The sequence below is a fragment of the Stenotrophomonas sp. YJH_SMC_82 genome, assembly GCF_059368875.1.
Genome location: NZ_JCAFSE010000001.1, coordinates 602,033 through 626,736 on the forward strand (window position 1 = coordinate 602,033; position 24,704 = coordinate 626,736).

Genomic DNA, 24,704 nt, shown 5'->3' on the forward strand with positions numbered 1-24,704 from the left:
AAGCGCCCGTTGCTAGCGTGCTGCGCGTGGAATGGAAACGACTGTTTGGCGGCTGCCGTGAGGCAGTGCGCACGATCGATCTGCCGTTGCTGCTCGCATTGCTGATCCTGATGGGCGCGGGCCTGGCGGTGCTGCACAGTGTGTCCGGGCCGGTGGCCGGGCAGGCGGCGCGCTTTGCGGGTGGACTGCTGGCGATGTGGCTGCTGTCACGTGTTTCGCTGCTGCGCCTGCGCGCGTGGACACCAGCGTTGTACGCGCTGTCGATGCTGCCGCTGATGGCGGTGTATGTGATCGGCACCGGCAAATATGGGCAGCGCTGGCTCAACCTCGGCGTGTTCTACCTGCAACCGTCGGAGCTGCTCAAGCTCAGCCTGCCGTTGATGATGGCCTGGTACCTGCACCGGCAACCGCTGCCGCCGTCGCCGCGCACGGTACTGACCGCCGCGGTGCTGATCGGCGCGCCGGCGGTGTTGATCCTGATGCAGCCCAACCTCGGCACCGCCACGCTGGTCACCGCCAGCGGCGTGTTCGCGTTGTTGCTGGCGGGCCTGCACTGGGGCTGGGTGGCGACCGGCGCGGCGGGGCTGGCAGTGGCCGCGCCGCTGGCGTGGTTCGGTCTGCTGCGTCAGTACCAGAAGGATCGTGTGTTGACCTTCCTCGACCCGGCGGCCGACCCCCTGGGCACCGGCTGGAACATCCTGCAGTCACGCATCGCGATCGGCTCCGGGGGATGGCAGGGACGCGGCTGGGGGCAGGGCACCCAGGCCACGCTGGATTTCCTCCCCGAATACACCACCGACTTCGCGTTTTCGGTGCTGGCCGAAGAGTTCGGCTGGATCGGCGTGGCGACGCTGTTCGCGCTGTACCTGTTCGTGGTCGGGCGTTGCCTGTGGATTGCCGTGCACGCGCGCGACACGCATGCACGGTTGCTGGCCGGCAGCCTGGGGCTGGCGTTCTTCGTCTACGTGCTGGTGAACGGCGGAATGATTTCCGGCCTGCTGCCGGTGGTGGGCATTCCGATGCCGCTGATCAGCTACGGCGGCACATCGGCGGTTTCGCTGTTGGCCGGCATCGGGTTGGTGATGGCGGTACGCGGGCACCGGCCCGTGCACGGGGGATAGGGTTTCCAGCCAACGGCGCAGCCCCTCGTGGGTGACGGCGCAAAGCAGTTCATGGGTGGGGCCGGGTAGATGGGCTGCGCAGGGGGCGCTGCAAGTACGTCCATGTAAGCTCGGTCGCCGCATCCATGCGGCTCACGCCCCTGCGCAGCCCATCTACCCGGCCACGGACAGGTTCCGGGCGTGTCCACCCACGGAGAAGAAAAAGAAGATCAACAGCGGATCGCAGCGCTGCGCTTGCTCGCGTAGAGCCGAGCCCATGCTCGGCTTCGCGGGCCGGCCGGAAAGCAGCCGAGCGCGGGCTCGGCTCTACAGAAAGCGACCTGCCAAGCCGCTTTTGCTTTTGATCTTTTCTTTTCTTCGCCGTGGGTGAACGCGCGCGAAAACTGTCAGAGGACGGTCGGGTTGGGTACGCGGGGGTGTCAGCCGCATGGATGCGGCTGCCAAGCCTCCATGGACGGATTCACGGCGTCCCCCGCGTACCCAACCCGACCGGCCCCACGCGCGGCTTCTGCTTTACGCGACCACCCAGACACCACCCACGAGGGGCTGCGCCGTTGGCTGGAAACTCTCTGACGTTGCGCAGTGCCTGTTGTGGAAGCGTTCTCACAACAATGCGATGCAATACACCCACCGACCAAAGTCCGTAAAAAACGCTAGCTGGTTCACACTTTTACACCGCGTTGATCTTGATCAATGGACTTGTCGTAATCGGCCTGCACAATGGCGGCCCGTTCGGCACGGCGCGCCGTCAATCGTTGCAGCGCGAGGGGGCGTCGGGCGGGAAGCAGTACTGATCCAACGGGTACAGGGAGCGCGGGGCACTGCCACTGGGGAGCGGCAGCCGCGCAGGTACCGACCGGATCCGGTCGCCGGTTGCGTCTGCGGGGATGGGGACGCAACCGGCAACCTCTATCTGAATGGGGAAGGGCGATCACGATGCCTTCACATTTCCCGCTGGTCGCAGGCAAATCGTTGTGATTCATGGTGTTAGGGGTTTTAATTCATCCATGACCTGCTAACCTGCGACGATGATTCGACGCACTCTGGCCTGCATGCTCACCCTCGGCCTGGTCGCCTGCGCGACCCAGCCGAAGTCCCCACCGTCTTCGCCCCAGGCCAGCAGTACGCCGCGCCAGCCCGCCGCCAAGGCCCATGGCCCGGCCGAGGCCGCGCCTGAAGCCACCGCCGCCACCGCGGCGCCGGTCGATCTCACCCCGGTGCCGTTCGAGGTCGCACGGGCCCGCTTCATTGCCGATACCGCCAAGCGCTATGGCCTGAAGCCGGAGCAGATCAGCAGCGTGCTCGACCAGGCGCAGGTGCGCCAGCCGATCATCGCCGCGATGTCGCGCCCGGCCGAACGGGTCAAGCCGTGGAATGAGTACCGGCCGATGTTCATCAGCAAGGCGCGCATCGATGGCGGCCGCGCGTTCCTGGCCGAACACCGCGCCGAACTGGATCGCGTGCAGCAGCGCACCGGCGTGCCGGCCGAAGTGATCGTCGCGATCATCGGTGTGGAAACCAGCTACGGCAGGAATGCTGGCAGCCATCGCGTGCTCGATGCGCTGTACACGCTGGCGTTCTATTACCCGCGCAGCGGCGACCCGGCCAAGCTGGAACGCGAAGTGCGCCGCGAGCTGTTCTTCCGCGATGAGCTGGCCAAGCTGTTCGAGTTGGGCCACGAAGAGAAACTGGATATCACCACGCTCAAGGGCAGTTATGCCGGTGCGATGGGCATGGGCCAGTTCATGCCGTCCAGCTATCTCGACTACGCCGTGGACGGAAACGGTGATGGCCGCCGCGACCTGTTCACCAGCTACGACGACGTATTCTCGTCCATCGCCAACTACTTCGTGAAGAAGGGCGGCTGGGTGCGTGGCGGGCAGGTGGCCGTGCCGGCCACGCTGGCGCCGAACCGCGAGGAGTTCAATCCGACCGAATGGATGCCGACCTGGACGATGGCCGACCTGGCGCAGCGCGGCTACCAGCCGGGCGCGCCGGTGCAGCCGGGCGCCACCGCCACGCCGATCACGCTTGAAGGCAGCACCGGCAAGCAGTACTGGCTGGGCTTCCAGAACTACTACGCGATCACCCGCTACAACCTCTCGAAGATGTACGCGATGGCCGTGTTCCAGTTGTCCCAGGCCATCGCCGGACAGGAGCTGCCCCCGGCATGAACATCAGATGGCTGGTCCCAGGCTTGATCGTCCTCGCGCTGGCTGCCTGCAGCAGCGCGCCGAAGAAGCCGGCCACGGCCGGCCATGGTGGCAAGTCCGGCGGCACGCTGGTGCAGGGGCGTGGCTCGCGCCCGGCACACTGCCCGGAAGGGTCACCGTACGCGGCGGCCAAGGAAGACCTGAGCACCCGCGGCAACTACACTGCCGGTGGCCTGTACAAGCCGGGCGTGCGTGACAGCACGCCGGATTACATTCCCAACGTGGCCTGCATTCCCGAGCCGGAAGTGACCGCCGAGGAGCGCTCGGCGATCGGCAACAAGTCGCCGTACGTGGTGCTGGGCAAGTCCTACAAGGTGCTCGACGATACCCACGACTATGTCGAGCGCGGTACCGCGTCGTACTACGGCGCCAAGTTCCATGGCCGCCTGACCTCCAACCGCGAGGTCTACGACATGTACCAGTTCACCGCCGCGCACAAGACGCTGCCGCTGCCCAGCTTCGCCCGCGTGACCAACCTCGACAATGGCGAGTCGGTGATCGTGCGCGTCAACGACCGCGGCCCGTTCCACGATGGTCGCGTGGTCGATCTCAGTTATGCCGCCGCCGTGCGCCTGGGCATCACCCAGCGCGGTACCGGCAACGTGGAAGTGCGCGCGCTGCAGCCGGGCGAGAGCAACCTGCTGGCGCAGAAGCCGTCCCGCCGCGAGCGTCGTGCCGCCGAAGCGGCAGCTGCGGTGGCCAGTGCACGCCCGGCAGCGACCGCGCGCGCCACTGCCGACAGCGATATCGATCGCCTGGTCAAGCGCCTGCCGGCCGATGGCATGCCGGCACGCGGCCAGCCGGCCACCACCCAGGGCGTGGCCAGCACCGTGCCGGAGGTGGCGGTCAGCAGCCTGCCGCCGAGTGCACCGCTGCGCAGCACCGCACCGGCGCCGGTTGCAGTCGCCAGCGCCGCGCCGCGCGCCGTCGCGCCGGCACCCGTGCGCACCGTCGCCGCCACGCCGGCGGCACCCAGCCTGTCGCAGCAGGTGGTGGGCGCGGTGATGGTGCAGGTCGCCAGCTTCTCCAGTCGCGACAACGCCAACCGTGCGATGGGCCAGCTCAACGCTGCCGGCATCGTCGGCGCGACCATCAGCGACATCGCCGCCGGTGGCCGCACCCTGTTCCGTCTGCGCGTTCCTGCCACCGACCATGCCAGTGCCGCGGAACTTGCCGGCCGCATCGCCGGTCTGGGCCTGGGTTCGCCGCAGATCGTCAAGGATTGATCCGCCCGGGCCGGTGCTGCCGGCCCAGGCTCCCCCGGCCTTACAATGGCCGTTACGTTCCACCCTCCATTCCCGGCCGTCCCCTGGAGCCTGCTGTCCAATGAATTTCCGTTCCGCCGCCACCGCCCTGGCCGCCACCCTGGTGGTGGGCCTGGCTTCCGCCCAGACGCCGCTGCCGACCCCGGCCACGCCGGCGCCTGCCGCCGCCGCTGCCGCCCCGGCCACCGTCGCGACCCCGCCGGCCCCGGCCCCGAGCGTGTCCAAGGCCTGGGTCCTGATGGACTACGCCACCGGCCAGGTGCTGGCCGGCGAGAACATCCACGAGCAGCTGGCCCCGGCCAGCATCACCAAGGTGATGACGTCGTACGTGGTTGCCGCCGAGGTCAAGAACGGCAAGGTCCGTGCAGATGACCAGGTGATGATGAGCGAGCGCGCCTGGCGCGAAGGTGGCGCCGGTACCGACGGCAGCTACAGCGGCTTCCCGGTCAACCAGACCGCACGCCTGGAAGACATGGAAAAGGGCATGGCGATCCAGTCCGGCAATGACGCCGCGATCGCCCTGGCCGAGCATGTGGCCGGCAGCGAAGAAGCCTTTGCGTCGCTGATGAACAGCTACGCCGCCAAGATCGGCATGAAGGACTCGCACTTCGTCAACGCCCACGGCCTGACCGCACAGGGCCACCACAGCACCGCCTACGACCTGGCGCTGCTGGGCCGCGCGATGGTGCGTGATTACCCGGAAACCTACGCGTACAACAAGATCAAGGAATTCCAGGTCGGCAACATCAAGCAGCCGAACCGCAACCTGCTGCTGTGGCGCGATGGCAGCGTGGATGGCATCAAGACCGGCCACACGTCCGAAGCCGGCTACTGCCTGATGAGCTCGGCCCAGCGTGGCGACCAGCGCCTGATCGCCGTAGTGCTGGGTGGTGCGTCGGAGAAGCAGCGTGCCGACGACAGCCTGGCCCTGCTGAACTGGGGCTTCCGCTTCTTCGAGACCCACCGCCTGTACGAACCGGGCAAGGCCGTGGCCGAGCACAAGGTCTGGAAGGGCACCACCGACAAGGTACAGCTGGGCGTGGCCCAGCCGATGCTGGTGAGCGTGCCGCGCGGCCGCTACAACGACCTGAAGCCGAGCATCGACGTGCCCAAGACCCTGGAAGCACCGTTCACTGCCGGCCAGCAGATCGGCACCGTGAAGGTCACGCTGGATGGCAAGGTCATCGCCGAGGCACCGCTGGTGGCCGTGGCCGCCGTCGAGCAGGCCGGCTTCTTCAAGCGCCTGTGGGACAGCTTCTGGATGTGGTGGGAATCGGAATGATCCACGCCTTTGCGTGGTGAACGAAAAGGCCGGCAAATGCCGGCCTTTTCTGTTTCGGAAGGCCGCTTCCCCCCGCACGCGGGGGGTAGAGCCGGCCGCTGGCCGGCTCCCCAGCAACTCATCCGGAACTGCCGGCAGCCGGCCAGCGGCCGGCACCACCTGCAGCGCCTGACTTGCAGCGAGCGATGCGGTAACCGGTGTGCCGACCAACGGTCGGCACCTACCCGCTTCACCCTCAGCCCCTCGCCTACAGCGAGCGGCTGATGGTGAAACTGCCGAACACCGGCGATTGGCGCTGGCCGTTGAACTCTCGCGTGCTGTGGTAACGCGCAGCGGCGAACTTCCAGCGTCCGTACATCACGGCCACGCCATAGCCGCCGTAGGCCACCACATGGCGCTTGTCCACGCTGTGACTGTTGCGGAACGTGTTGCCATCCAGCGTAATGTCGCGGATCACCCAGGCCGCGTCCGAGGTCGCGAACAGGTGCCAGGACCAGCCATTGGGACGGCCGCTGCGGGTCGGTGCCGTGTTCTCACCGGCCGGGCGCAACGGCGTGCTGCCGAAGTCGTCCGGCAGCTTCCAGCCGAAGCGCACTTCACCGCCGAGGTTGGCCTTGGTTTCCAGGTTGCCGATCGAGCCGCCGTAGTGGCTGATCGCGTCCCAACCCCAGCCGTCGGCATTGATGCTGGCATCACCCGGCCAGCGGCGCATGCGCTCATGGGTCAGCATGAACAGCGGCTCGTTGTGCAGCTGGTTGTCCCAGCCCTTGAATTTCTCGTCGCCCAGCACTTCGTGCACGGCATTCTGCACCTGCTTGCCCTGTGCCCACGGGCCAACTACGCCCAACGTCAGCTGGGTGGTCTGCAGGCGGTCGCCGCTGCGCGCATTGAAACCGAAATTTGCGATCAGTACGCCCGCGTAAGGGCGGTCGTCCTCGATCAGGTCCCTGCGGCTGAAATCGGTCGGGGTGAAGATGCCCTGGCCGATGCTGAAGATCATGTTCTGCTGTTCGAACCTGCCCGGATGCAGGCCTTCCAGGTACTGGTTCACCCAGCGCGCCATGCGTGGAAGGCACGGGTCGTCGGTGTAATCGACCAGATTGGGCGAGACCAGGGTCAACAGCGCACCGTTGGTATAGCCCTGGTCCTGGTGGCGGCCGCCGAACAGGTCGTTGTCGACGCGGAAATTGACCTGCGGCGGGTGATCGCGCATCGCGTCCGGGCCACATTGTTCGGCCGCCTGGGCGGCAAAGGGGAGGGCAGAGGCCAGCAGGCCGGCCAGCCCGAGGGCTGCGACACTATGCATGGATGGAATGCTCATGGGGAAGGGGGCGGTTTTCTGTCGTTTTCTGCAACGCTACGGTACTCGTGCCCGCGCGCCGGAACGAGCACGTTGGGATCACTTGTCTGTTCCGAAAACAACATTGTCCGGCGGACACAATTCGTTACCCGCGCACGCGCCGCAGGCCTGGCGTGAAGGCGACTGCAGGCCGCGCGCATGATGCCCCGGTCAGTGAGGGGCCGAAAGAACCAGTCAGCTGCCGTTGGGCTCTCCGCCCGCGCTTTTGGGCCAGCTGCAACGCAGCAGGCCGCCAGTGCTGTCTTTGACGTTGGTGAATACTCTTGGGTTTGTTGCCCTGCGGCCCGATAATGGGGCCATGGAAATCAAGTCCGACAACCCCGACCACGGCTTCCAGTTCCCCGGCCAGTTCGAGCTCAGCGCCATGGGCCCGGCCAACCGCGGCCTGGAGCATGAGCTTCCCCGTCTGCTGCTGGCTGCCGGCATCGATGTGGTGAACGAACGCATCAGCTGGAAGCATTCGTCCAACGGCAAGTACGTGTCCGTCCGCATCGTGTTCAAGGCCGAGAGCCGCGAGCAGTACGACCTGGCGCACCAGGCACTGCGCGACCACCCGGAAGTGAAGTGGACGCTGTAGCCGACAGCTGCCCGGCCGAAGCCGCCCCGGAAGACCGCGCACCGCGTCTTGCGGTGGTCCGCGACCTCGGCCGCCAGGCGTACGAGCCGGTGTGGCGCGCCATGCAGCGCTTCACCGACCAGCGCAGCGACGCCGACGCCGACGAACTGTGGGTAGTCGAGCACGATCCGGTGTTCACCCTGGGCCAGGCCGGCAAGGATGAGCACGTGCTGGCGCCGGGTGACATCCCCGTGCTGCACGTGGACCGTGGCGGCCAGGTGACCTATCACGGGCCCGGCCAGATCGTGGTCTACCCGCTGTTGCGCCTGCCGCGGCTGGGCATCGGTGTGCGCGACTACGTGTGCCGCATCGAGCAGGCCCTCATCGATACCCTGGCCGAGTGGAACATCGGCGCCGAACGCCGCGAGGGCGCCCCGGGCGTCTACGTCGGTGGCGCCAAGATCGCTGCGCTTGGCATCCGCGTGCGCCGCGGCTGCACCTTCCATGGCCTGGCCTTCAACGTGGCCATGGACCTGGAACCCTTCCACCGCATCAACCCCTGTGGCTATCAGGGGTTGCAGGTGACCTCGGTGGTAGACTTGGGCGGCCCCTCCGGGCTGGATGCCGTCAAGCCGGTGCTGCTGGACCACCTGGCCCGCCAGTTCGGCCTGCTGCTGCAGCACACGCCGGAACTGCCCGATCTTTCTGCGGCCGCCTGACCGCCCCCCGGAACTGCCATGACTGAAACCACCGCCCGTTCCATTCCCCTGCAGATCGTGCAGGGCGACTCTCCGTCCGCCGCGCCGTTGCAGGCCGGGGTCAAGCAGCTGGGCGGTGACAAGATCAACCGTTCGCCGGTGCAGTTCGCCGACGCGCCGGTGCTGCGCAAGCCGTCGTGGATCCGCGTGCGCATTCCCTCGGGCAACGCCGTGCAGAACCTCAAGGCCAAGCTTCGCGAGAACCGCCTGGTGACGGTGTGCGAGGAAGCCAGCTGCCCGAACATCCACGAATGCTTCGGCCATGGCACCGCCACCTTCATGATCCTCGGCGAGGTCTGCACCCGCCGCTGCTCGTTCTGCGACGTGGCCCATGGCCGCCCGAAGCCGCCGGATGCCAACGAACCGGCCAGCCTCGGCCAGACCGTGGCCGACATGGGCCTGAAGTACGTGGTGGTGACCAGCGTCGACCGCGATGACCTGCGTGACGGCGGTGCCCAGCACTTCGTCGACTGCATCACCGCCATCCGCGAAAAGTCGCCGGGTACCCGCATCGAAGTGCTGACCCCGGACTTCCGTGGCAAGGGCCGCATGGAGCGCGCGCTGGAGATCCTGGCGCAGAACCCGCCGGATGTGTTCAACCACAACATCGAGACCGTGCCGGACCTGTACCGCAACGTGCGCCCGGGTGCGGACTACCAGTGGTCGCTGAACCTGCTGAAGAACTTCAAGGCACAGCACCCGGACGTGCCGACCAAGAGCGGCATCATGCTGGGCCTGGGCGAAGACTTCGAACAGATCAAGGCCACGATGCGCGACCTGCGCGCGCACGATGTGGACATGATCACCATCGGCCAGTACCTGCAGCCGACCGCGCATCACCACCCGGTACTGAAGTACTGGACCCCCGAGGACTACAAGGCGCTGGAAGACTACGGCTACGCGCTGGGCTTCAGCCACGTGGCGTCCGGCCCGATGGTGCGCTCGTCGTACCACGCTGACGTGCAGGCCAAGGGCGCCGGCATCTCTTGAGGTGGGTGCGGACCGTTGGTCCGCATACCTCTGCCTGCCGCAGAGCCGAGCCCATGCTCGGCTGCTTGCTGCCGGCCAGCCGAGCATGGGCTCGGCTCTGCATGCATTCACAATTTGCTACACCGGCCCGGCTAGGCTGGTTTTCCACCGAGCGCGGCCGGATGACAAACCCGGCAACTTTCGGCACTGTCGTGGTGTCTGAACACCCTGCAGTCTCCCCCTTGGCAAGGCGCCTTCGAGCACGTCAATGAAATTCAAAGCCCCCGCATTCCTGATGGCCCTGGCGCTGGTCGCGCCGCTGGCGCTGGCGGCCAAGGCCGACTCGCCCGCATTGCCCGCGGCGGCCACCGCCGATCAGGTGACCACCTCCAAGCTGGTGTACGGCCTGTTGTCCGACAGCCGCTACGCCTACCGCCCGCGCGCGCTGGACGAGGCCACCTCCAAAGACGTGTTCAAGCGTTACCTGGAGACCCTGGACGGCGGCAAGCAGTACTTCACCCAGGCCGACGTGGCGCGCTTCGCGCCGTTCGAAGCCAACATCTCTTCGGCCATCCGTGGCGGCGAGCTGGAGCCGGCGTTCCAGGTGTTCGCGGTCTACAAGCAGCGCGTCGGCGAGCGCGTGGCCTATGCGCGCAAGCTGCTCAAGCAGGAGCCGGACTTCACCACCGACGAGCGCTTCGAATACGACCGCAAGAAGGTTCCGTGGGCGGCCAGCAGTGCCGAACTGGATGAGCTGTGGCGCAAGTCGGTGAAGAACGACTGGCTGCGCCTGAAGCTGGCGGGCAAGAAGCCGGACGACATCCGCAAGACGCTGGACAAGCGCTACGCGACGCTGGAGAAGTCGGTCAACGAGCTGAAGGGCGAAGACGTCTTCCAGTTCTTCATGAACGCCTACACCAGCGCGGTTGATCCGCACACTGACTACTTCACCCCGCGCACCGCCGAGAACTTCAACCAGGCGATGTCGCTGTCGCTGGAAGGCATCGGTGCGCAGCTGCAGCGGCAGGACGACATGGTGGTGATCCGCGAGATCATCGCCGGTGGTCCGGCCGCAGTGGACGGCACCCTGAAGCCGGGGGACCGCATCGTCGGCGTTGGCCAGGGCAAGTCCGGCCTGGTCGAGGATGTGATCGGCTGGCGCATCGACGACGTCGTGGCCAAGATCCGCGGTGCCAAGGATACCCAGGTCAAGCTGGAATTCATCCCGGCCGCCGAGGGCGTGGACGGCAAGCACCACACGCTGGTCCTGACCCGCCAGAAGGTGCGCCTGGCCGAACAGGCCGCCAAGGGCGAGACCATGAGCATCCCGGCCGCCAACGGCGAACCGGCGCGCAGGATCGGCGTGATCAAGCTGCCGACCTTCTACCAGGACTTCGAAGGCCGTCGCCGCAATGCCGCTGACTACGCCTCGGCCACCCGCGACGTCGCCAAGCTGCTGGCCGGCTTCAAGAACGACAAGCTGGATGGCGTGGTGCTGGACCTGCGCAACAACGGGGGGGGCTCGCTGGATGAGGCGATCGAACTGACCGGCCTGTTCATTGAACAGGGCCCGGTGGTGCAGGTGCGCGAGTCCGGTGGCCGCGTTACCGTCAACAGCGACCGCAACCAGGGCGTGGCGTGGGATGGCCCGCTGGCGGTGCTGATCAACCGCGGTTCGGCCTCGGCCTCGGAGATCTTCGCCGGTGCCATCCAGGACTACGGCCGTGGCCTGGTGATCGGTGAAACCAGCTTCGGCAAGGGCACCGTGCAGAACATCGTCGACCTCGATCGCTGGCCGAGCGGCGAGACCCAGCGCTTCGGCCAGGTCAAGCTGACCATCGCCCAGTTCTTCCGCATCAGCGGCAGCAGCACCCAGCACAAGGGTGTGGTGCCGGACCTGGCCTTCCCGGCCAGCGTCGATGCCACCGAATTCGGCGAAAGCACCTACGACAACGCCCTGCCGTGGACCCGCATCGCCGCCGTGCCGCACACCCAGTACGGCAACTTCGCGCCGCTGCTGCCGAAGCTGGAGACCCGCCACGACGCGCGCATCGCCACTGACAAGGAATTCCAGTGGTGGAACGAGGACGTGGAGCAGTTCCGCACCGAGGCCGCGAAGAAGTACATCTCGCTCAACGAGGCGACCCGTCGTGCCGAGCGCGAGCGCCAGGACGCCCAGCGCAAGGAGCGCCAGGTGCAGCGCAAGGAACTGGGCCTGGCCCTGGACCCGCTGGCCGACGACAGCAGCGACGATGGCCTGACCGGCAACGAGCGCGACATCGTCAAGGATGCCGCCCGTGAGAAGGCCGCTGAAAAGCGTCCGGACCCGCTGCTGCGCGAGTCGGCCTCGATCCTCGCTGACGCGGTCAATCTGCTGGCCAATGACCGCCCGCTGTCGGCCCAGGTGCTGCCGCAGTCCACCGGCGCGGGGCGCTGGGCGGACTGAGCCGGCCACGGCATGTGACACCTCAGGGGCCGGCATTGCCGGCCCCTCGTCGTAAAAGGGGACGGAGGGAATTAAGTCGTTTGTGGCACAAACGACTTAATTCCCTCCGTCCCCTTTTTCGTGCATGAACCGGGAGCAACGTGGGAGGGTATGTCGACCTGCCGCACACGGGGGTGGGACTACCCTTGGTGCTTCCGTTCTCGCAGGAGTACCCATGCGGGCCTCCCGTCTTTCCAGCGCCGCCGTGGCGCTCACCAGCGCCCTGATCCTCTCGGCCTGCGGTGGCCGTGCCGCCGACAGCACCGTGTTGCGCGAGTCCTTCGATTCCGGCGATACCTTCTCGCGCACGGTCGATGGGCGCCCGGGCGAAGCCTGCGAAGCGGCGCGCCGCACGCTGCTCAGCCAGGGCTATGCCATCGCCCGTTCCGACGATGCACAGGTGGAAGGCAACAAGAACTTCCAGCCGCGCGAGGATGACCATGAGCAGCTGGTGCTGCGCATCTCCTGCGCCCCGCGTGGCGGCCAGACGCTGGTGTTCGTCAGCGCAGTGCAGGATCGCTACGCGCTGAAGAAGAGCCCGACCTCGGCCAGTGTCGGTGTGGGAGCGCTGGGTTCGGTATCGCTGCCCTTCGGCAGCAACGACGACTCGCTGGTGAAGGTGGCCAGCAGCACGGTCACCGATGCCGAGTTCTATCGTCGCTTCTTCCAGCGCCTGCAGCAGTACCTGCCGGCCGCGGCGGGCAAGCCGTCGCCATCGCCGGCGGCGCCACCGGAGCCCGCACCCGCACCGGCGGTCACGGACCAGGGCTGAGCGTGCGCGGCAGGTGGCTGATTGCAGCCCTGCTGCTGGCGCCCGCGTGGGTCGTCGCAGCGCCATCCCCGGACTGTACGCAGGGTCTGCTGCAGCGGTTGGGGTGGCGCTTCGAGGATGCCGGGCTGCGTGCACCGCAGGTACACAAGGGCCCGGTGTGTACGCGTTCCTCGCTCGCCGCGGCACAGGCAGCGGGTGACCTGCGCGTACGCTGGCCGGCGGATCTGCCTGCAGGCGAACGACAGGCACTGCTGCAGCAGCTGCTGGAAGACCCTGCTACGGTCTGCGCCTATGCCTTCGAGCTGGGGGCGGCCACGCGGCGCGCGACCTCGGCATTGCAGGGCAATGCCACGTTCCGTTTCTCCGGCCCGCAACTGGGCTGGATCGGCTTTGGTCTGCGCGGCGCGCCGGCACAGGGCTGGCAGCGTACGCGCAGTTTCGGCCGTGGCTTCGTGCCCAGTGCGGGCAACAGCCATGCGCTGCAGGCGTTCTACAGCGGTGCCGTGCGCGCCGAGTGCGGTGTCGGCCGCCAGGTCGCGCAGCTGGCCACCCAGCGCGAGCTGTATGGCGATGCTGCGTTCGATACGGAGTTCGCAGCGGATGAACTGTCGATCGGCACCTTCCTCGCGCTGCACGCCACCGACAGCATCCTGCTTGGCGCGCACGCGGGCGAGTTCTTCGCCGACGGCAAGGCGGTGCGCACCTCGGCGATGGGGCGGCAGGCGTTCGTGGGTGTGCCCGGCTTCATCGAACATGTGTACGACAACGGTACGCTGGATGACCTGAGCAACCAGGCCGAGAACTTCGTGGTCGTCACTGTGGGCGAGGGCGCTGCGCAGGCCCTGGCGCAGCACGGCGGCCTGGCCTGGTACGACCAGCGCAATGCCGAACTCTGGAACCTGGCGCAGGACATCCCGCGCATCGGCCAGCGCTACTTCGAGCGCCTGCTGTTCGAGCGCGATCCGCAGTTGCGCGCACGGCTGGCGCCGCGCTACCACGACACGCTCGCGCGCATGGACCAGCTGCTGGACGATCCGTTCTACCAGCAGTTCGTGATCTATGTGCATCCACGCGGTATACGTCCCATCGGCTACCACGTCGCCCGCCTGCTCGATCGCAACCCGCGAACCCCGTTTTCAATCGACCTGGCGGTGCACAATCTGCATACCACGCTCTACCGGCGTTGGCGCGAGGCGCAGCTGCGCCACTGCGCGGCTACCGGCAGGCCAGGCAGCCTGACCCTAGACCCCAACTGAAGGTGAAACAATGGATATTGCAATGATCGGCCTCGGCCGCATGGGCGCCAACATGGCCCAGCGCCTGCATCGCGGCGGCCACCGCGTGGTCGGCTACGACCCGGGCGAAGGCGCCCGCCAGCGCGCCGCCGAGGCCGGCCTGGAGGTGGTTGATTCGCTGGCCGCCGCCGTGGCCGCGCTGCCGGTGCCGCGCGTGGTGTGGCTGATGGTACCGGCCGGCGAAACCGTCGACCAGACGCTGGGCCAGCTGACCCCGCACCTGGCCGAGGGTGACATCGTCATCGACGGCGGCAACTCCAACTACCAGGACTCGATCCGCCGCGCCAAGGCGCTGGCCGAGGATGATCTGGGCTACGTCGACTGCGGCACCAGCGGTGGCGTGTGGGGCCTGCAGGAAGGCTACAGCCTGATGGTCGGTGGCGAAGCGTCGGTGGTGGAGCAGATCGCACCGTTGCTGCGCACGCTGGCCCCGGCCGAAGATCGTGGCTGGGGGCGCGTCGGCCCGTCCGGTGCCGGCCACTTCACCAAGATGGTCCACAACGGCATCGAGTACGGAATGATGCAGGCCTATGCCGAAGGCTTCGCGCTGATGGAGCGCAAGCAGGAGATGGAACTGGACCTGGCGCAGGTGGCCGAGGTGTGGCGCCACGGCAGCGTGGTGCGTTCGTGGCTGCTGGACCTGAGCACGGAAGCCCTCAAGCGCAATCCTTCGCTGGATGGCATTGCCCCGTATGTGGAGGATTCCGGCGAAGGCCGCTGGACCGTGGCCGAAGCCATCGCGCTGGATGTGCCGGCGCCGGTGATCACGCTGTCGCTGCTGGAACGCCTGCGCTCGCGCGAATCGAATTCGTTCACCGACCGCCTGCTGTCGGCGATGCGCAATGAATTCGGTGGCCACGCCATCAAGAAGTCGTAAGCACTGCGGTGGCGTCAGAGCCCTTCGGCGTTGCCGAAGGGATCCGGCCCCAGGCAGATCGGGGTCGGATCCCTTTCCGCCGGAACGGGCTCTGACCCCATGCAGCCAATCGAGCATGGCTCGACTCTACAGAAGCCTGCTCCGATCGCTTCCACGTTGACGTGTCGACCAAGGTCGACACCTACCGTCGGGCGCGGATAACTGTCGAAGGCGGGGGGGGCCGCCATCTCACGGGTAGCCGTTTTTTGCCGTTGCTGTTGAGGTTGCCGGCCAGCGGCCGGCACTACCGTTTCTGCGGGTGCAGGGCGCAGCCCTGCCGATCACCCCAACGCGATCCGGCGCCCTTCGCGCGCGCTGTCCATGCCGGCCTGCAGCAACCGCATCAGCTGCAGCGCCTGCACCGGGCTGACCGTGGCTTCGCCCTCGCCGTGCATCGCCGCTGCGAACTGCGCATACAACCGGCGATAGTCGCCGGGCAGGTTGTCGACGGTGCTGCGTTGCACGTTGTCTTCGGTATCGCAGCGCACCAGCTCGCCATGCCGCGGATCGAGGCCCCAGCCTGGCGCACCCGGCGCCACGCCGCGGCGCAGCTGCGCCTCCTGCACGTCCAGGCCGTGCTTGATCCAGCTGGCGGCGCTGCCATGCACACTGAAGTGCGGCGTCTGCGCTGCCACCAGGGAACCGGCGTGGACGATCGCCCGATGCCGTGGGTAGTGCAGTATCGCGTGGAAGTAATCGATGCCGCCGCCACCTTCGCGCTGCACGGCCAGGTCGGCATCGATTGCCTCGGGCCAGCCGAACAGCACCAGCATCTGGTCCAGCAGGTGCGGACCGAGGTCGTACCACAGGCCACTGCCGGGCCCGTCCTGTTCGCGCCAGCGGTCGCGCACCTGCGGACGGTAACGGTCGAAGTGCGCGTGGCACTCGGCCACGTCGCCCAAGCTGCCTTCGGCCAGCAGCGACTGCAGGGTGAGGAAGTCGGCATCGAAACGCCGGTTCTGGAACACGGTGGCGATGCGCCCGGCATCGCGTGCCGCAGCCAGCACCGTTTCCGCTTCGGCCACATCCAGCGCGAACGGCTTGTCGACCAGCACATGCTTGCCTGCCGCCAGCGCCGTGATGGCCAGTGGCGCGTGCTGTTCGTTCGGCGTGGCGATCACTACGGCATCCACGGCCGGATCATCGAATACCTGCTGCGGCGTGGCACGCACGTGCACATCGCTGAACGTCCGCAGCAGGGTGTCGCGTTGTGAACTGACGATGCTGTGCAGCGCCAGCCCGGGGGTGTGCTGGATCAGCGGTGCATGGAAGACGCGGCCGGCGAGGCCGTAGCCGATCAGGGCCAGTTGCAGGTCGGGGCGCATGGCAGGGCTCCGGCAGTGGGAAGGGCAGGGTAAACGACGGGTGCTGGCCGTCCAAAACTGAACGGTTGCCATTGGAAACGTTTCGATTCACGGCGGCATGACCGCAACGCCACGCCTGCTCTACGGTGGGTTGTCCAGACTGGCAGCACATTCCGAAGGAGTACGACACGATGAGCAATACCACCCGCACGCTGATTGCTTCCGCCCTGACCCTGGGCCTGGCGCTGTCCTCCTCGGCCGCATTCGCCAAGGACCCGGCCGCGAAGAGCCCGCCGACCAGCACCCATCCGACGACCCATGCTGATCGTCACGACTCCAATGAGCCGGTGACCGATACCTGGATCACCACCAAGGTGAAGGCCGATCTGCTGGCCAGCAGCAACGTTCCGGGCACCGAGATCAAGGTGGAAACCGTGAACGGCGTGGTCAGCCTGAGCGGTGCCGTCGCTACGCAGGCGGAGAAGGACAAGGCGGTCAACACCGCCAAGGGCATCAAGGGCGTGACCCGCGTCGATGCCGCCGCGCTTAAGGTCAGCGCCGCTGCCAAGCGCTGAGCATCCACCGCGCGTTGAACAGGGTGGGCGCCCCGAAGGGGGCGCCCACTCGCGTATGGGGCCGGCTGCGGGGCCCGTTCAGCCTGCCGCGCTTTGGGCTCCAGAGTTGTGACCGCCTGCGCTATATTGCCGGTTCCGCCGCAGCCGGGCTCGTCCCGGGTCCCGCTCCGCGGCCGTGCTGACGAGGAACTATGGCGCTGGTTTTCAGTGACGACATCTGGGACCGCTGGCGGTTGCCGGCCCTGGCGCTGGCGGCTGCCGCGATCATCGTGGTGCCGTGGTTGACCCTGCGCAAACTGCAGCAGGACAGCGAAGAGGCGATGGCCTGGGTCAACCACACCCAGTCCGTTGGCGTGGCGCTGCAACAGCTGCAGGCCGATGTGCGCGACGTCGAATCCGCCGCCCTGACCCTGTCCAAGGGCGTGGATGCGCCCGGCCTGCGCGAGCGGATGGCCAAGGCCAACGAGATCCCCGGGCGCCTGGCCGAACTGGGCCGGATGACGCGCGACAATCCTGATCAGCTGATCCGCATTGGTCGGATCGAATCGATGCTCGAAGGCCGCATGGCGCTTGCCCGCGAGCTGGCCCGGTCCGAACCGAACTCCGACCAGCGTGAGCTGGTGCAGGACCTGAGCACGCGTTATCCGATCCGTGGCCTCGTGGAGGAGCTGCAGGCCAGCGAGCAGAATCTGCTGGCACTGCGCGCCCAGCAGGCCGCGCGCCAGCGCAAGCAGACCGAACTGGTGTCGTGGAGTTCGCTGGCGATCCAGCTGGCCCTGCTCGGCCTGGTGCTGTGGCTGCTGCAGCGGCAGATCGGCCGCCGCCTGCATGCGGAACGGCAATCGCTGCGCTCGGCCGCACGCGCGGCGTCGGTGCTGCAGACCGTGCGCGAACCGATCGTGCTGCTCGACCGCGACCTGCGCGTGCAGCTGCACAACCCGGCGTTCGCCGAACTGTATGACCTGCAGGACGAGCGCGCCGATGGCCTGCTGCTGGAAAACATCGGCGACGGCGCCTGGCGGGATCCGGTGGTGCGCCAGCGCCTGGCCGATGTGCTGTCGCGTGGCCGCGAACTGTGGGACTTCGAGCATGAGCAGCGTACCGCCGATGGCATGGTGCGCTACATGCTGCTCAACGCACGGCGCATGCCGCTGCCCGACACCGATGACGAAGTGGTGCTGCTGACCATCAGCGACGTCACCATGCAGCGCGCAGTGCAGCTGCGCGTGGAGGAGCTGAACCGCCAGCTGGAGGGCAAGGTCGCGCAGGTGTCCGAGGTCAACCGCGAGCTGGAAGCCTTCAGCTACTCGGTTTCGCATGACCTGCGTGCGCCGCTTCGCCACGTGGCCGGATTCTCCGACAAGCTGTCGCGCCACCTCGGCGACGCCGCCGATGACAAGAGCCGGCATTACCTGGAGGTGATCTCCAGTTCGGCCCGGCGCATGGCGGCGCTGATCGACGACCTGCTGGTCTATTCGCGGCTGGGCCGCGCGGCGATGCGCCAGCAGGCGGTGGACATGCAGTCGCTGGTGGCCGATACCCGCGCCATGCTCGATGCCAACCTGCAGGCCGAGGCCGAGAACAGCGGCCATGCGCACCACGTGGAGTGGAGCATCGCGCCGCTGCCGATCGTGGTGGGCGACGAGAACATGATCCGCCAGGTCTGGCTGAACCTGCTCGGCAACGCGGTGAAGTACTCGGGCAACCGCGAGCCGGCGAAGATCCGCGTGGACTACCAGCCGCAGCCCGATGGCGGCCATCAGTTCACGGTCAGCGACAATGGTGCAGGCTTTGACATGGCCTACGCCGGCAAGCTGTTTGGTGTATTCCAGCGCCTGCACAAGGCCAGCGACTACCCGGGTACCGGCATCGGCCTGGCCAGCGTGCGCCGCGTGCTGACCCGCCATGGCGGCCGTATCTGGGCCGAGGCCGAACCGGACGTCGGCGCCACCTTCCACTTCTACCTGCCTCCCGCGATCGACGCGGACAAACAAGGGCCTTCTGCATGACCACTCTGCGCACCATTCTTCTCGCCGAAGACAGCCCGGCGGATGCCGAAATGGCGATCGATGCCCTGGAAGAGGCGCGTCTGGCCAATCCCATCGTGCACGTCGAAGACGGCGTGGAAGTGATGGACTACCTGCTGCGCCGCGGCGCCTTCGCCAATCGCGAGGAAGGCCTGCCGGCGGTGCTGCTGCTGGACATCAAGATGCCGCGCATGGATGGCCTGGAAGTGCTTCGGCAGATCCGCGAGCATGAAGAACTCAAGCGCCTGCCGGTGGTGATCCTGTCGTCCTCGCGCGAGGAAAGCGATCTGGCCCGCAGCTGGGACATGGGCGTGAACGCCTACGTGGTCAAGCCGGTGGACGTGGACCAGTTCTTCGGCGCGGTGCAGACCCTGGGCAAGTTCTGGGCGTTGATCAACCAGGCACCGGAACTCGAGTGAGCCCATGCCCCTGACCGGTCCCGCCCTGGGGGCGCTGCGCATCCTGCTGGTGGAAGACTCACCAGAGGATGCCGAGCTGATGTCCGAACAGATGCTCGACGCGGGCCTGGACGCCCGCTTCGAGCGTGTCGAGAGCGAGGCGGAACTGCGCCAGGCACTGGCTGCGTTCCAGCCGGACATCGTGCTGTCCGACCTGAGCATGCCGGGGTTCTCCGGTGATGACGCGCTGCGCATCGTGCGCGAGACCTCGCCGGACGTGCCCTTCATCTTCGTCTCCGGCACGATGGGTGAGGAGAACGCGGTGGCGGCGCTGCAGAAGGGCGCCAATGACTACATCATCAAGCATCTGCCGGCGCGCCTGCCGTCGGCGGTGGCGCGTGCGATCCGCGATGCACGCAGCGCGGTGGAGCGTGCACGGGTGGAAACCGAGCTGATGCGCGCGCAGCGCCTGGAAAGCCTGTCGCTGCTTGCTGCCGGCCTCAGCCATGACCTGCGCAACATCCTGCAGCCATTGCTGATCATGCCGGACCTGCTGAAGGCGCGCACCGAGGATCCGCAGCTGCACCACCTGGCCGATGTCATCGCCGAGTGCGGTCGCCGTGGCCATGAGATGGCCGAATCGATGCTGTCGTTCGTGCGCGGTTCGCGCAAGCCGAGCGAGCGCATCGAGATCGATGGCCTGTTCGATGCGGTTGCACTGCTGTTGCGCAGCAACGTGCCCGATGCCGTGCGCCTGGAACTGCAGGTGCAGGACGAAGGCCTGGTGGTCGATGCCAACTACACCGAGCTGCAGCAGGTGATGTTGAACCTGGCGCTCAACGCGATCCAGGCGATGCCCAACGGCGGTCGCCTGAGCCTGACCGCCAGCCATGCCGGCCAGCGCGATGGCGTGGACTGGATGCGGATCTGCGTGGCCGATGAAGGCATCGGCATGGATGCAGACACGCTGTCGCACCTGTTCAATCCGTTCTTCACCACCAAGGCCGACGGCACCGGCCTGGGCCTGATTTCCTGCAAGCGCATCGTCGAAGGTGCCGGCGGCAGCATCCATGTCAGCAGCCAGCCGGGGCAGGGCACCTGCTTCGAACTGCACTTGCCGATGCACGAAGCCAGCGACGGCAGTGAGCCGATCGAGCAGCTGGTGGCCCTGGGCAGTGGCCAGTCGATCCTGGTGGTCGATGGCGAGGCCACGCGCCTGTCGTTGCTCGGCAATGCGCTGTCAAGCCAGGGATATCAGCTGCAGCTGGCCTCCGATGGCCCGGCGGCGCTGCGCTGGATGCAGCAGGAGGCAATGCCGGCGCTGGTGATTGCCGACGCCGGCTCGAAGTTGTTGCCGGCCAGCCAGCTGCTGGGCGAGATGGCCACGCTGGGCTATCGCGGCCCGGCGCTGGTGCTGGAAGACGCAGCGGTGGAGGTGGCGGCCGATGCATTTCCCGCTGGCGTGCAGGTGCACGTGCTGCGCAAGCCGCTGCAGATGCAGCAGGTGTTCCGCGCGGTGTCCGAAGCGCTGGGCTGATGTCGCGGTAGTGCCGGCCGCTGGCCGGCATCCCTGTGTGGTGGGATCAACGCGGTTGCCGGCCAGCGGCCGGCACTACCGTCCGTTGGTTTCCCAGGGGAAGCGCGGCAGGGCGTCCACTGCCTGTTCCAGCCGCCGCGACCAGTTCTGGTGGATGTCCGCATACAGCGTGGAATCCGCACCCAGCCGCAGCTGCTGGCCGATGCGCAGTTCGCCGTCGCGCAGCAGCGCCAGGTCGATCGGCAGGCCCACCGACAGGTTGGAACGGATGGTGGAGTCCAACGAGACGATCGCCGTGCGTGCGGCATCCTCCAGGCGCGTGGCCGGGCTGAGGATGCGGTCGAGGATCGGCTTGCCGTACTTGGATTCACCGATCTGCAGGTAGGGCGTCTCCGGCGAGGCGGCGATGGCGTTGCCGAGCGGATAGATCATGTACAGCCCGGGGCGCTCGCCGGCGATCTGCCCGCCGAAGATCAGCGTGGCCTGGGTATTGACCCCATCGTGGCCATGTTCGCTGTGGTTGGTGTGCACCTGGCTGTCCACCAGCAGCTGGCCGACGTACTCGGCGGCTTCGAACAGGTGGGGCATGTCGCGCAGGTTGGGCACGCGCCGCTCTGCGGCGTCGCGGCCCAGACGCGACACCAGCAGCTGGGTGGTGGCCAGGTTGCCAGCCGCCATCAGCACGTAGGCTGCCTGGCCGGGATACTCGAACACGTGCAGCTTGCGATGCACGCGCACATCGTCCAGCGAGGCATTGGTCCGGGTGTCGGCAGCGAAGACCAGGCCCTCGTCCACCTCGATTCCAACGCAATAGGTCATGTCGGTGCCCTATCATGTGCATCCCGGATTGTAGGCAGGCCGCCGTGACGACGGCATGTCCACGCCCCCATTGCTGCCACCTGAACCGCATGACGACCGTGCTCCTGAGCCTGGGCAGCAATGTCCAGCCCCGCCGCTACCTCCACGCCGCGGTGGCGGCCCTGCGCGAGCGCTTCGGCGCGCTGCAGGTATCGCCGGCCTACCGTACCGCCGCGGTCGGCTTCGATGGCCCGGCCTTCCTCAACAATGCGGTGGCGATCGAGACCGATCTGCCGCTGCAGGAACTGGACGACTGGCTGCACGCGCTGGAAGACGCGCACGGTCGCGACCGCAGCGGGCCGCGCTTCTCCGACCGGACCCTGGACATCGACGTGGTGTTCTATGGCGACCTGGTGCTGGAAGGCCCGGGGCACCTGCGCATCCCGCGGCCGGAGCTGAAGCACGCGTTCGTGCTGAAGCCGCTGGCCGACATCGCGCCGGGCTTCATCGACCCGGTCAGCGGCCAGGACCTGGCCACGCTGTGGCGCGCGCACCCGCAGTTTGGCGAGGCATTCGAGGTGGTGGATCTGGAGTGACGGGGTCAGATCCCTTTTCCCGCCGGGAAAAGGGATCTGACCCCGTTGTGGACCCCGGCAACCTTTCAGCTGACCGTACGCCCGCCATCCACGCGCAGGGTGTGGCCGGTGACGAAGCTGGCCTCGGCCACCAGCCAGTACACCGCCTCGGCGATCTCCTCGACGGTGCCGATCCGCGCCAAAGGCGTGCGTGCCAGCAGCGCCTCGCGGGCGAAATCATCCTTGCCCTGTTCCGGCCACAGGATCGCACCCGGCGCTACTGCATTGACCCGCACCTTCGGCGCCAGCTCCAGCGCCAGCGCGCGCGTTGCCATCTCCAGCGCGGCCTTGGCCATGGTGTAGGCGATGTGGTCACGCATCGGGTCGGTGCCGTGCAGGTCGGTGAGGTTGACGATGCAGCCCTGCTGGCGGCGCAGGTAGGGCGCTGCCGCCTGTGACAGCAGCAGCGGCGCGCGTGCATTGACCGCATACAGCGCGTCCATCGCCTCGGCGGTGACCTGGCCGAGCGGGGTGGGGAAGAAGTTGGAGGCGTTGTTGACCAGCGCGTCCAGGCGGCCGAAGTGGGTGACGGCCTGTTCGACCAGATCGGCCAGGGCGTCGGCGTCACGCAGGTCGGCCTGCAGGGCCAGCACGCTGCCCGGGCGCACGTTGTCGAAATCGAACGCAGCCTGCTGCAGCTCGGCGCTGGAGGTGTTGGCGTGCAGCACCACCGACCAGCCACAGGCGTGGAACTGGCGGGCGATGGCCGCACCGATCCGGCGCGCGCTGCCGGTGATCAGGACCACGGGGTGGGTATCGCTCATCGAGGGTCCTCCAAGGCTCGGCTATCCTGTGCACCATTGTCACCGCATTCGAAGACGCCATGCAGCCCACCTTCCCCCTGCCCGAAGCCGATGCCCTGGCCCACAGCGACCAGCTGGCCGCTGCCCTGCGCGCCGAAATCCTTGCGCAGGGCGGGGCAATGCCGTTCTCCCGCTTCATGGAGCTGTGCCTGTACACCCCCGGCTGGGGCTATTACAGCGCCGGCGCCAGCAAATTCGGCGGCAGTGGCGACTTCACCACCGCGCCCGAGCTCGGCAGCCTGTTCGCCGGCAGCGTGGCCAACGCGCTGGCGCCGGTGTTCGCCCAGCTGGGTACGCAGGCGCGGATGCTGGAACTGGGCGGTGGTACCGGCGCCTTCGCCGAAGCGGTGCTGCTGCGCCTGGCCGAGCTGGACGCGCTGCCGTCGCGCTACGCCATCCTCGAACCCAGCGCCGACCTGCGCGAGCGCCAGCAACAGCGCCTGCAGCAGAACCTGCCGGCCGAGCTGGCCGCACGCGTGGACTGGGTCGATCGCCCGTTCGAAGAGGACTGGGAGGGCGTGGTGTTTGCCAACGAAGTGATCGACGCGCTGCCGACGCCGCGCTTCCTGATCCGGGATGGCGAGGTCTACGAGGAAACCGTGGAACTGGACGCCGAAGGCAACTTCATCCGTGGTGCGCAGCCGGCCGACATCCTGCTCAACGGTGCGGTGCGCCACATCGAGCGCTACCTGGAGCGCCCCTTCGCCGAGGGCTACCGTTCCGAGGTGCTGCCGCAGCTGCCGTACTGGTTGCAGGCGGTGGCGGGCGGCCTGCAGCGCGGTGCGATGCTGTTCATCGACTACGGTTACAACCGTGGCGAGTTCTACCAGCACGACCGCGATGAGGGCACCGTACGCGCGTTCTACCGCCACCACGTGCACAACGACGTGCACCGCTGGCCGGGGCTGCAGGACATCACCGCGTCGGTGGATTTCACCGCGATGGCCGAGGCCGGCATGCACGGCGGTTTCGAGCTGGCGGGCTACTGCAGCCAGGCCAGCTTCCTGCTCGGCAACGGCCTGGACCAGGTGCTGTCGCTGGCCGAGGAGCGCACTGATGAGGTCGGCCGCATCCAGCTGCGCGACCAGGTGAAGAAGCTGACCCTGCCGACCGAGATGGGGGAGCGCTTCCAGGCGATCGGCCTGCAGCGCGGCGTCGACTTCGAGCCCGCCTTCGAGCTGGGTGACCTGAGCTGGCGCCTGTGAGCGATGCGCTGCCGCTGATCAAGCCGCTGCGGCGGCCGCGGCTGTGGACCGCACTGTGGTTCAGCGCGGTGTTGCTGGTGATCGTGGTCTGCCTGATCCCACCGCCACCGGTTCCGTTGCCGGAAAACGGCGACAAGGGTGAGCACTTCCTCGCCTATTTCATCCTGGCTGGCAGCGCGGTACAGCTGTTCCGGCGCGGACGTCCGCTGCTGTGGGTGGGCGTGGGCCTGGTGCTGATGGGGATCGGCATCGAGTTCGCGCAGGGGGCATTGACCGATGACCGCATGGCCGATCCGATGGACGCGCTGGCCAACACGATCGGCGTGCTGGCCGGCCTGGCTACGGCACTGACCCCGCTGCGCGATCTGCTGCTGCGCTGGCGCGGGTAAAGTTCCTGTAGAGCCGAGCCCATGCTCGGCTTCCTCCCAAA

The 24,704-nt window shown here is 67.4% G+C and carries 23 protein-coding genes; 18 read left to right on the plus strand and 5 right to left on the minus strand.

Annotated elements, in window-relative coordinates; translation table 11 throughout:
• The first annotated feature begins 26 nt into the window (after positions 1-26).
• Positions 27-1,121: a rod shape-determining protein RodA gene (rodA, locus tag AC5P53_RS02775; protein ID WP_241887119.1), complete on the plus strand. Its 1,095-nt coding sequence runs from the start codon at positions 27-29 to the stop codon at positions 1,119-1,121.
• A 662-nt stretch (positions 1,122-1,783) separates the two neighbouring features.
• Here rodA and AC5P53_RS02780 read toward each other — a convergent pair.
• Entirely contained in the window at positions 1,784-2,104 is a 321-nt protein-coding gene (locus tag AC5P53_RS02780) for a DUF8588 domain-containing protein (protein ID WP_369334251.1), read from the minus strand.
• Positions 2,105-2,149: 45 nt separating this feature from the next.
• Here AC5P53_RS02780 and mltB point away from each other — a divergent pair, with 45 nt between their 5' ends.
• The 3 genes from mltB to AC5P53_RS02795 all read left to right on the plus strand — a co-directional run bounded on the left by mltB (position 2,150) and on the right by AC5P53_RS02795 (position 5,881).
• Positions 2,150-3,295 (plus strand): lytic murein transglycosylase B, encoded by a 1,146-nt coding sequence (gene mltB / locus AC5P53_RS02785; RefSeq protein WP_241887118.1) that lies wholly within the window; start codon positions 2,150-2,152, stop codon positions 3,293-3,295.
• Positions 3,292-4,560, plus strand: a complete 1,269-nt coding sequence (locus AC5P53_RS02790) for a septal ring lytic transglycosylase RlpA family protein (protein ID WP_014648444.1) — start codon at positions 3,292-3,294, stop codon at positions 4,558-4,560. The genes mltB and AC5P53_RS02790 overlap by 4 nt, the downstream gene beginning before the upstream one ends.
• A gap of 100 nt (positions 4,561-4,660) precedes the next feature.
• Positions 4,661-5,881, plus strand: a complete 1,221-nt coding sequence (locus tag AC5P53_RS02795) for a D-alanyl-D-alanine carboxypeptidase family protein (protein WP_014648443.1) — start codon at positions 4,661-4,663, stop codon at positions 5,879-5,881.
• A 247-nt stretch (positions 5,882-6,128) separates the two neighbouring features.
• On the opposite strand, the gene AC5P53_RS02800 is transcribed toward AC5P53_RS02795, so the two are convergent.
• Positions 6,129-7,187: a lipid A deacylase LpxR family protein gene (locus AC5P53_RS02800; RefSeq protein ID WP_168708239.1), complete on the minus strand. Its 1,059-nt coding sequence runs from the start codon at positions 7,185-7,187 to the stop codon at positions 6,129-6,131.
• A gap of 352 nt (positions 7,188-7,539) precedes the next feature.
• On the opposite strand from AC5P53_RS02800, the gene AC5P53_RS02805 reads away from it, so the two are divergent.
• From AC5P53_RS02805 to gnd, 7 genes are all read left to right on the plus strand, one after another.
• A complete protein-coding gene (locus tag AC5P53_RS02805) occupies positions 7,540-7,818 on the plus strand; it encodes a YbeD family protein (protein ID WP_005411067.1) in 279 nt (92 codons plus the stop codon).
• Complete coding sequence (gene lipB / locus AC5P53_RS02810) at positions 7,806-8,516, plus strand: lipoyl(octanoyl) transferase LipB (protein ID WP_049439965.1); 711 nt, start codon at positions 7,806-7,808, stop codon at positions 8,514-8,516. The genes AC5P53_RS02805 and lipB overlap by 13 nt, the downstream gene beginning before the upstream one ends.
• Positions 8,517-8,534: 18 nt before the next feature.
• The gene (gene lipA, locus AC5P53_RS02815; protein WP_032960206.1) at positions 8,535-9,545 is read left to right on the plus strand and encodes a lipoyl synthase; all 1,011 of its coding nucleotides are present in this window, start codon (positions 8,535-8,537) and stop codon (positions 9,543-9,545) included.
• A gap of 247 nt (positions 9,546-9,792) precedes the next feature.
• Complete coding sequence (locus AC5P53_RS02820) at positions 9,793-11,970, plus strand: carboxy terminal-processing peptidase (protein ID WP_014648438.1); 2,178 nt, start codon at positions 9,793-9,795, stop codon at positions 11,968-11,970.
• 214 nt (positions 11,971-12,184) lie between these two features.
• Positions 12,185-12,781, plus strand: coding sequence for a DUF2242 domain-containing protein (locus AC5P53_RS02825; RefSeq protein ID WP_164077479.1), 597 nt, complete (start codon positions 12,185-12,187; stop codon positions 12,779-12,781).
• 2 nt (positions 12,782-12,783) lie between these two features.
• A complete protein-coding gene (locus AC5P53_RS02830; RefSeq protein ID WP_126411370.1) occupies positions 12,784-14,037 on the plus strand; it encodes a hypothetical protein in 1,254 nt (417 codons plus the stop codon).
• Positions 14,038-14,047: 10 nt separating this feature from the next.
• Entirely contained in the window at positions 14,048-14,953 is a 906-nt protein-coding gene (gene gnd / locus AC5P53_RS02835) for a phosphogluconate dehydrogenase (NAD(+)-dependent, decarboxylating) (RefSeq protein WP_014648435.1), read from the plus strand.
• A gap of 320 nt (positions 14,954-15,273) precedes the next feature.
• Here the strand turns inward: gnd and AC5P53_RS02840 are convergent, their stop codons facing one another.
• Positions 15,274-16,317, minus strand: a complete 1,044-nt coding sequence (locus AC5P53_RS02840) for an oxidoreductase (RefSeq protein ID WP_049439961.1) — start codon at positions 16,315-16,317, stop codon at positions 15,274-15,276.
• A 170-nt stretch (positions 16,318-16,487) separates the two neighbouring features.
• Here AC5P53_RS02840 and AC5P53_RS02845 point away from each other — a divergent pair, with 170 nt between their 5' ends.
• The 4 genes from AC5P53_RS02845 (at position 16,488) to AC5P53_RS02860 (ending at position 20,833) form a co-directional block, all read left to right on the plus strand.
• The gene (locus tag AC5P53_RS02845; protein ID WP_014648433.1) at positions 16,488-16,871 is read left to right on the plus strand and encodes a BON domain-containing protein; all 384 of its coding nucleotides are present in this window, start codon (positions 16,488-16,490) and stop codon (positions 16,869-16,871) included.
• Positions 16,872-17,062: 191 nt separating this feature from the next.
• Positions 17,063-18,880, plus strand: coding sequence for a sensor histidine kinase (locus AC5P53_RS02850; RefSeq protein ID WP_046432554.1), 1,818 nt, complete (start codon positions 17,063-17,065; stop codon positions 18,878-18,880).
• Positions 18,877-19,317, plus strand: a complete 441-nt coding sequence (locus AC5P53_RS02855) for a response regulator (RefSeq protein WP_005411057.1) — start codon at positions 18,877-18,879, stop codon at positions 19,315-19,317. The genes AC5P53_RS02850 and AC5P53_RS02855 overlap by 4 nt, the downstream gene beginning before the upstream one ends.
• Positions 19,318-19,321: 4 nt before the next feature.
• Positions 19,322-20,833 (plus strand): ATP-binding response regulator, encoded by a 1,512-nt coding sequence (locus tag AC5P53_RS02860; protein ID WP_046432552.1) that lies wholly within the window; start codon positions 19,322-19,324, stop codon positions 20,831-20,833.
• Between the two features lie 75 nt (positions 20,834-20,908).
• On the opposite strand, the gene AC5P53_RS02865 is transcribed toward AC5P53_RS02860, so the two are convergent.
• Complete coding sequence (locus tag AC5P53_RS02865; protein ID WP_046432549.1) at positions 20,909-21,652, minus strand: proteasome-type protease; 744 nt, start codon at positions 21,650-21,652, stop codon at positions 20,909-20,911.
• Between the two features lie 89 nt (positions 21,653-21,741).
• Between AC5P53_RS02865 and folK the strand changes: the two genes are divergently transcribed.
• Positions 21,742-22,227, plus strand: coding sequence for a 2-amino-4-hydroxy-6-hydroxymethyldihydropteridine diphosphokinase (gene folK, locus AC5P53_RS02870; RefSeq protein WP_014648428.1), 486 nt, complete (start codon positions 21,742-21,744; stop codon positions 22,225-22,227).
• 65 nt (positions 22,228-22,292) lie between these two features.
• Here the strand turns inward: folK and AC5P53_RS02875 are convergent, their stop codons facing one another.
• Positions 22,293-23,030, minus strand: a complete 738-nt coding sequence (locus AC5P53_RS02875; RefSeq protein WP_014648427.1) for a pteridine reductase — start codon at positions 23,028-23,030, stop codon at positions 22,293-22,295.
• A gap of 59 nt (positions 23,031-23,089) precedes the next feature.
• Here AC5P53_RS02875 and AC5P53_RS02880 point away from each other — a divergent pair, with 59 nt between their 5' ends.
• Together AC5P53_RS02880 and AC5P53_RS02885 are read left to right on the plus strand one after the other, a co-directional pair.
• Positions 23,090-24,274, plus strand: coding sequence for a class I SAM-dependent methyltransferase (locus AC5P53_RS02880; RefSeq protein ID WP_014648426.1), 1,185 nt, complete (start codon positions 23,090-23,092; stop codon positions 24,272-24,274).
• A complete protein-coding gene (locus AC5P53_RS02885; RefSeq protein WP_241887117.1) occupies positions 24,271-24,663 on the plus strand; it encodes a VanZ family protein in 393 nt (130 codons plus the stop codon). The genes AC5P53_RS02880 and AC5P53_RS02885 overlap by 4 nt, the downstream gene beginning before the upstream one ends.
• Positions 24,664-24,704 lie beyond the last annotated feature (41 nt).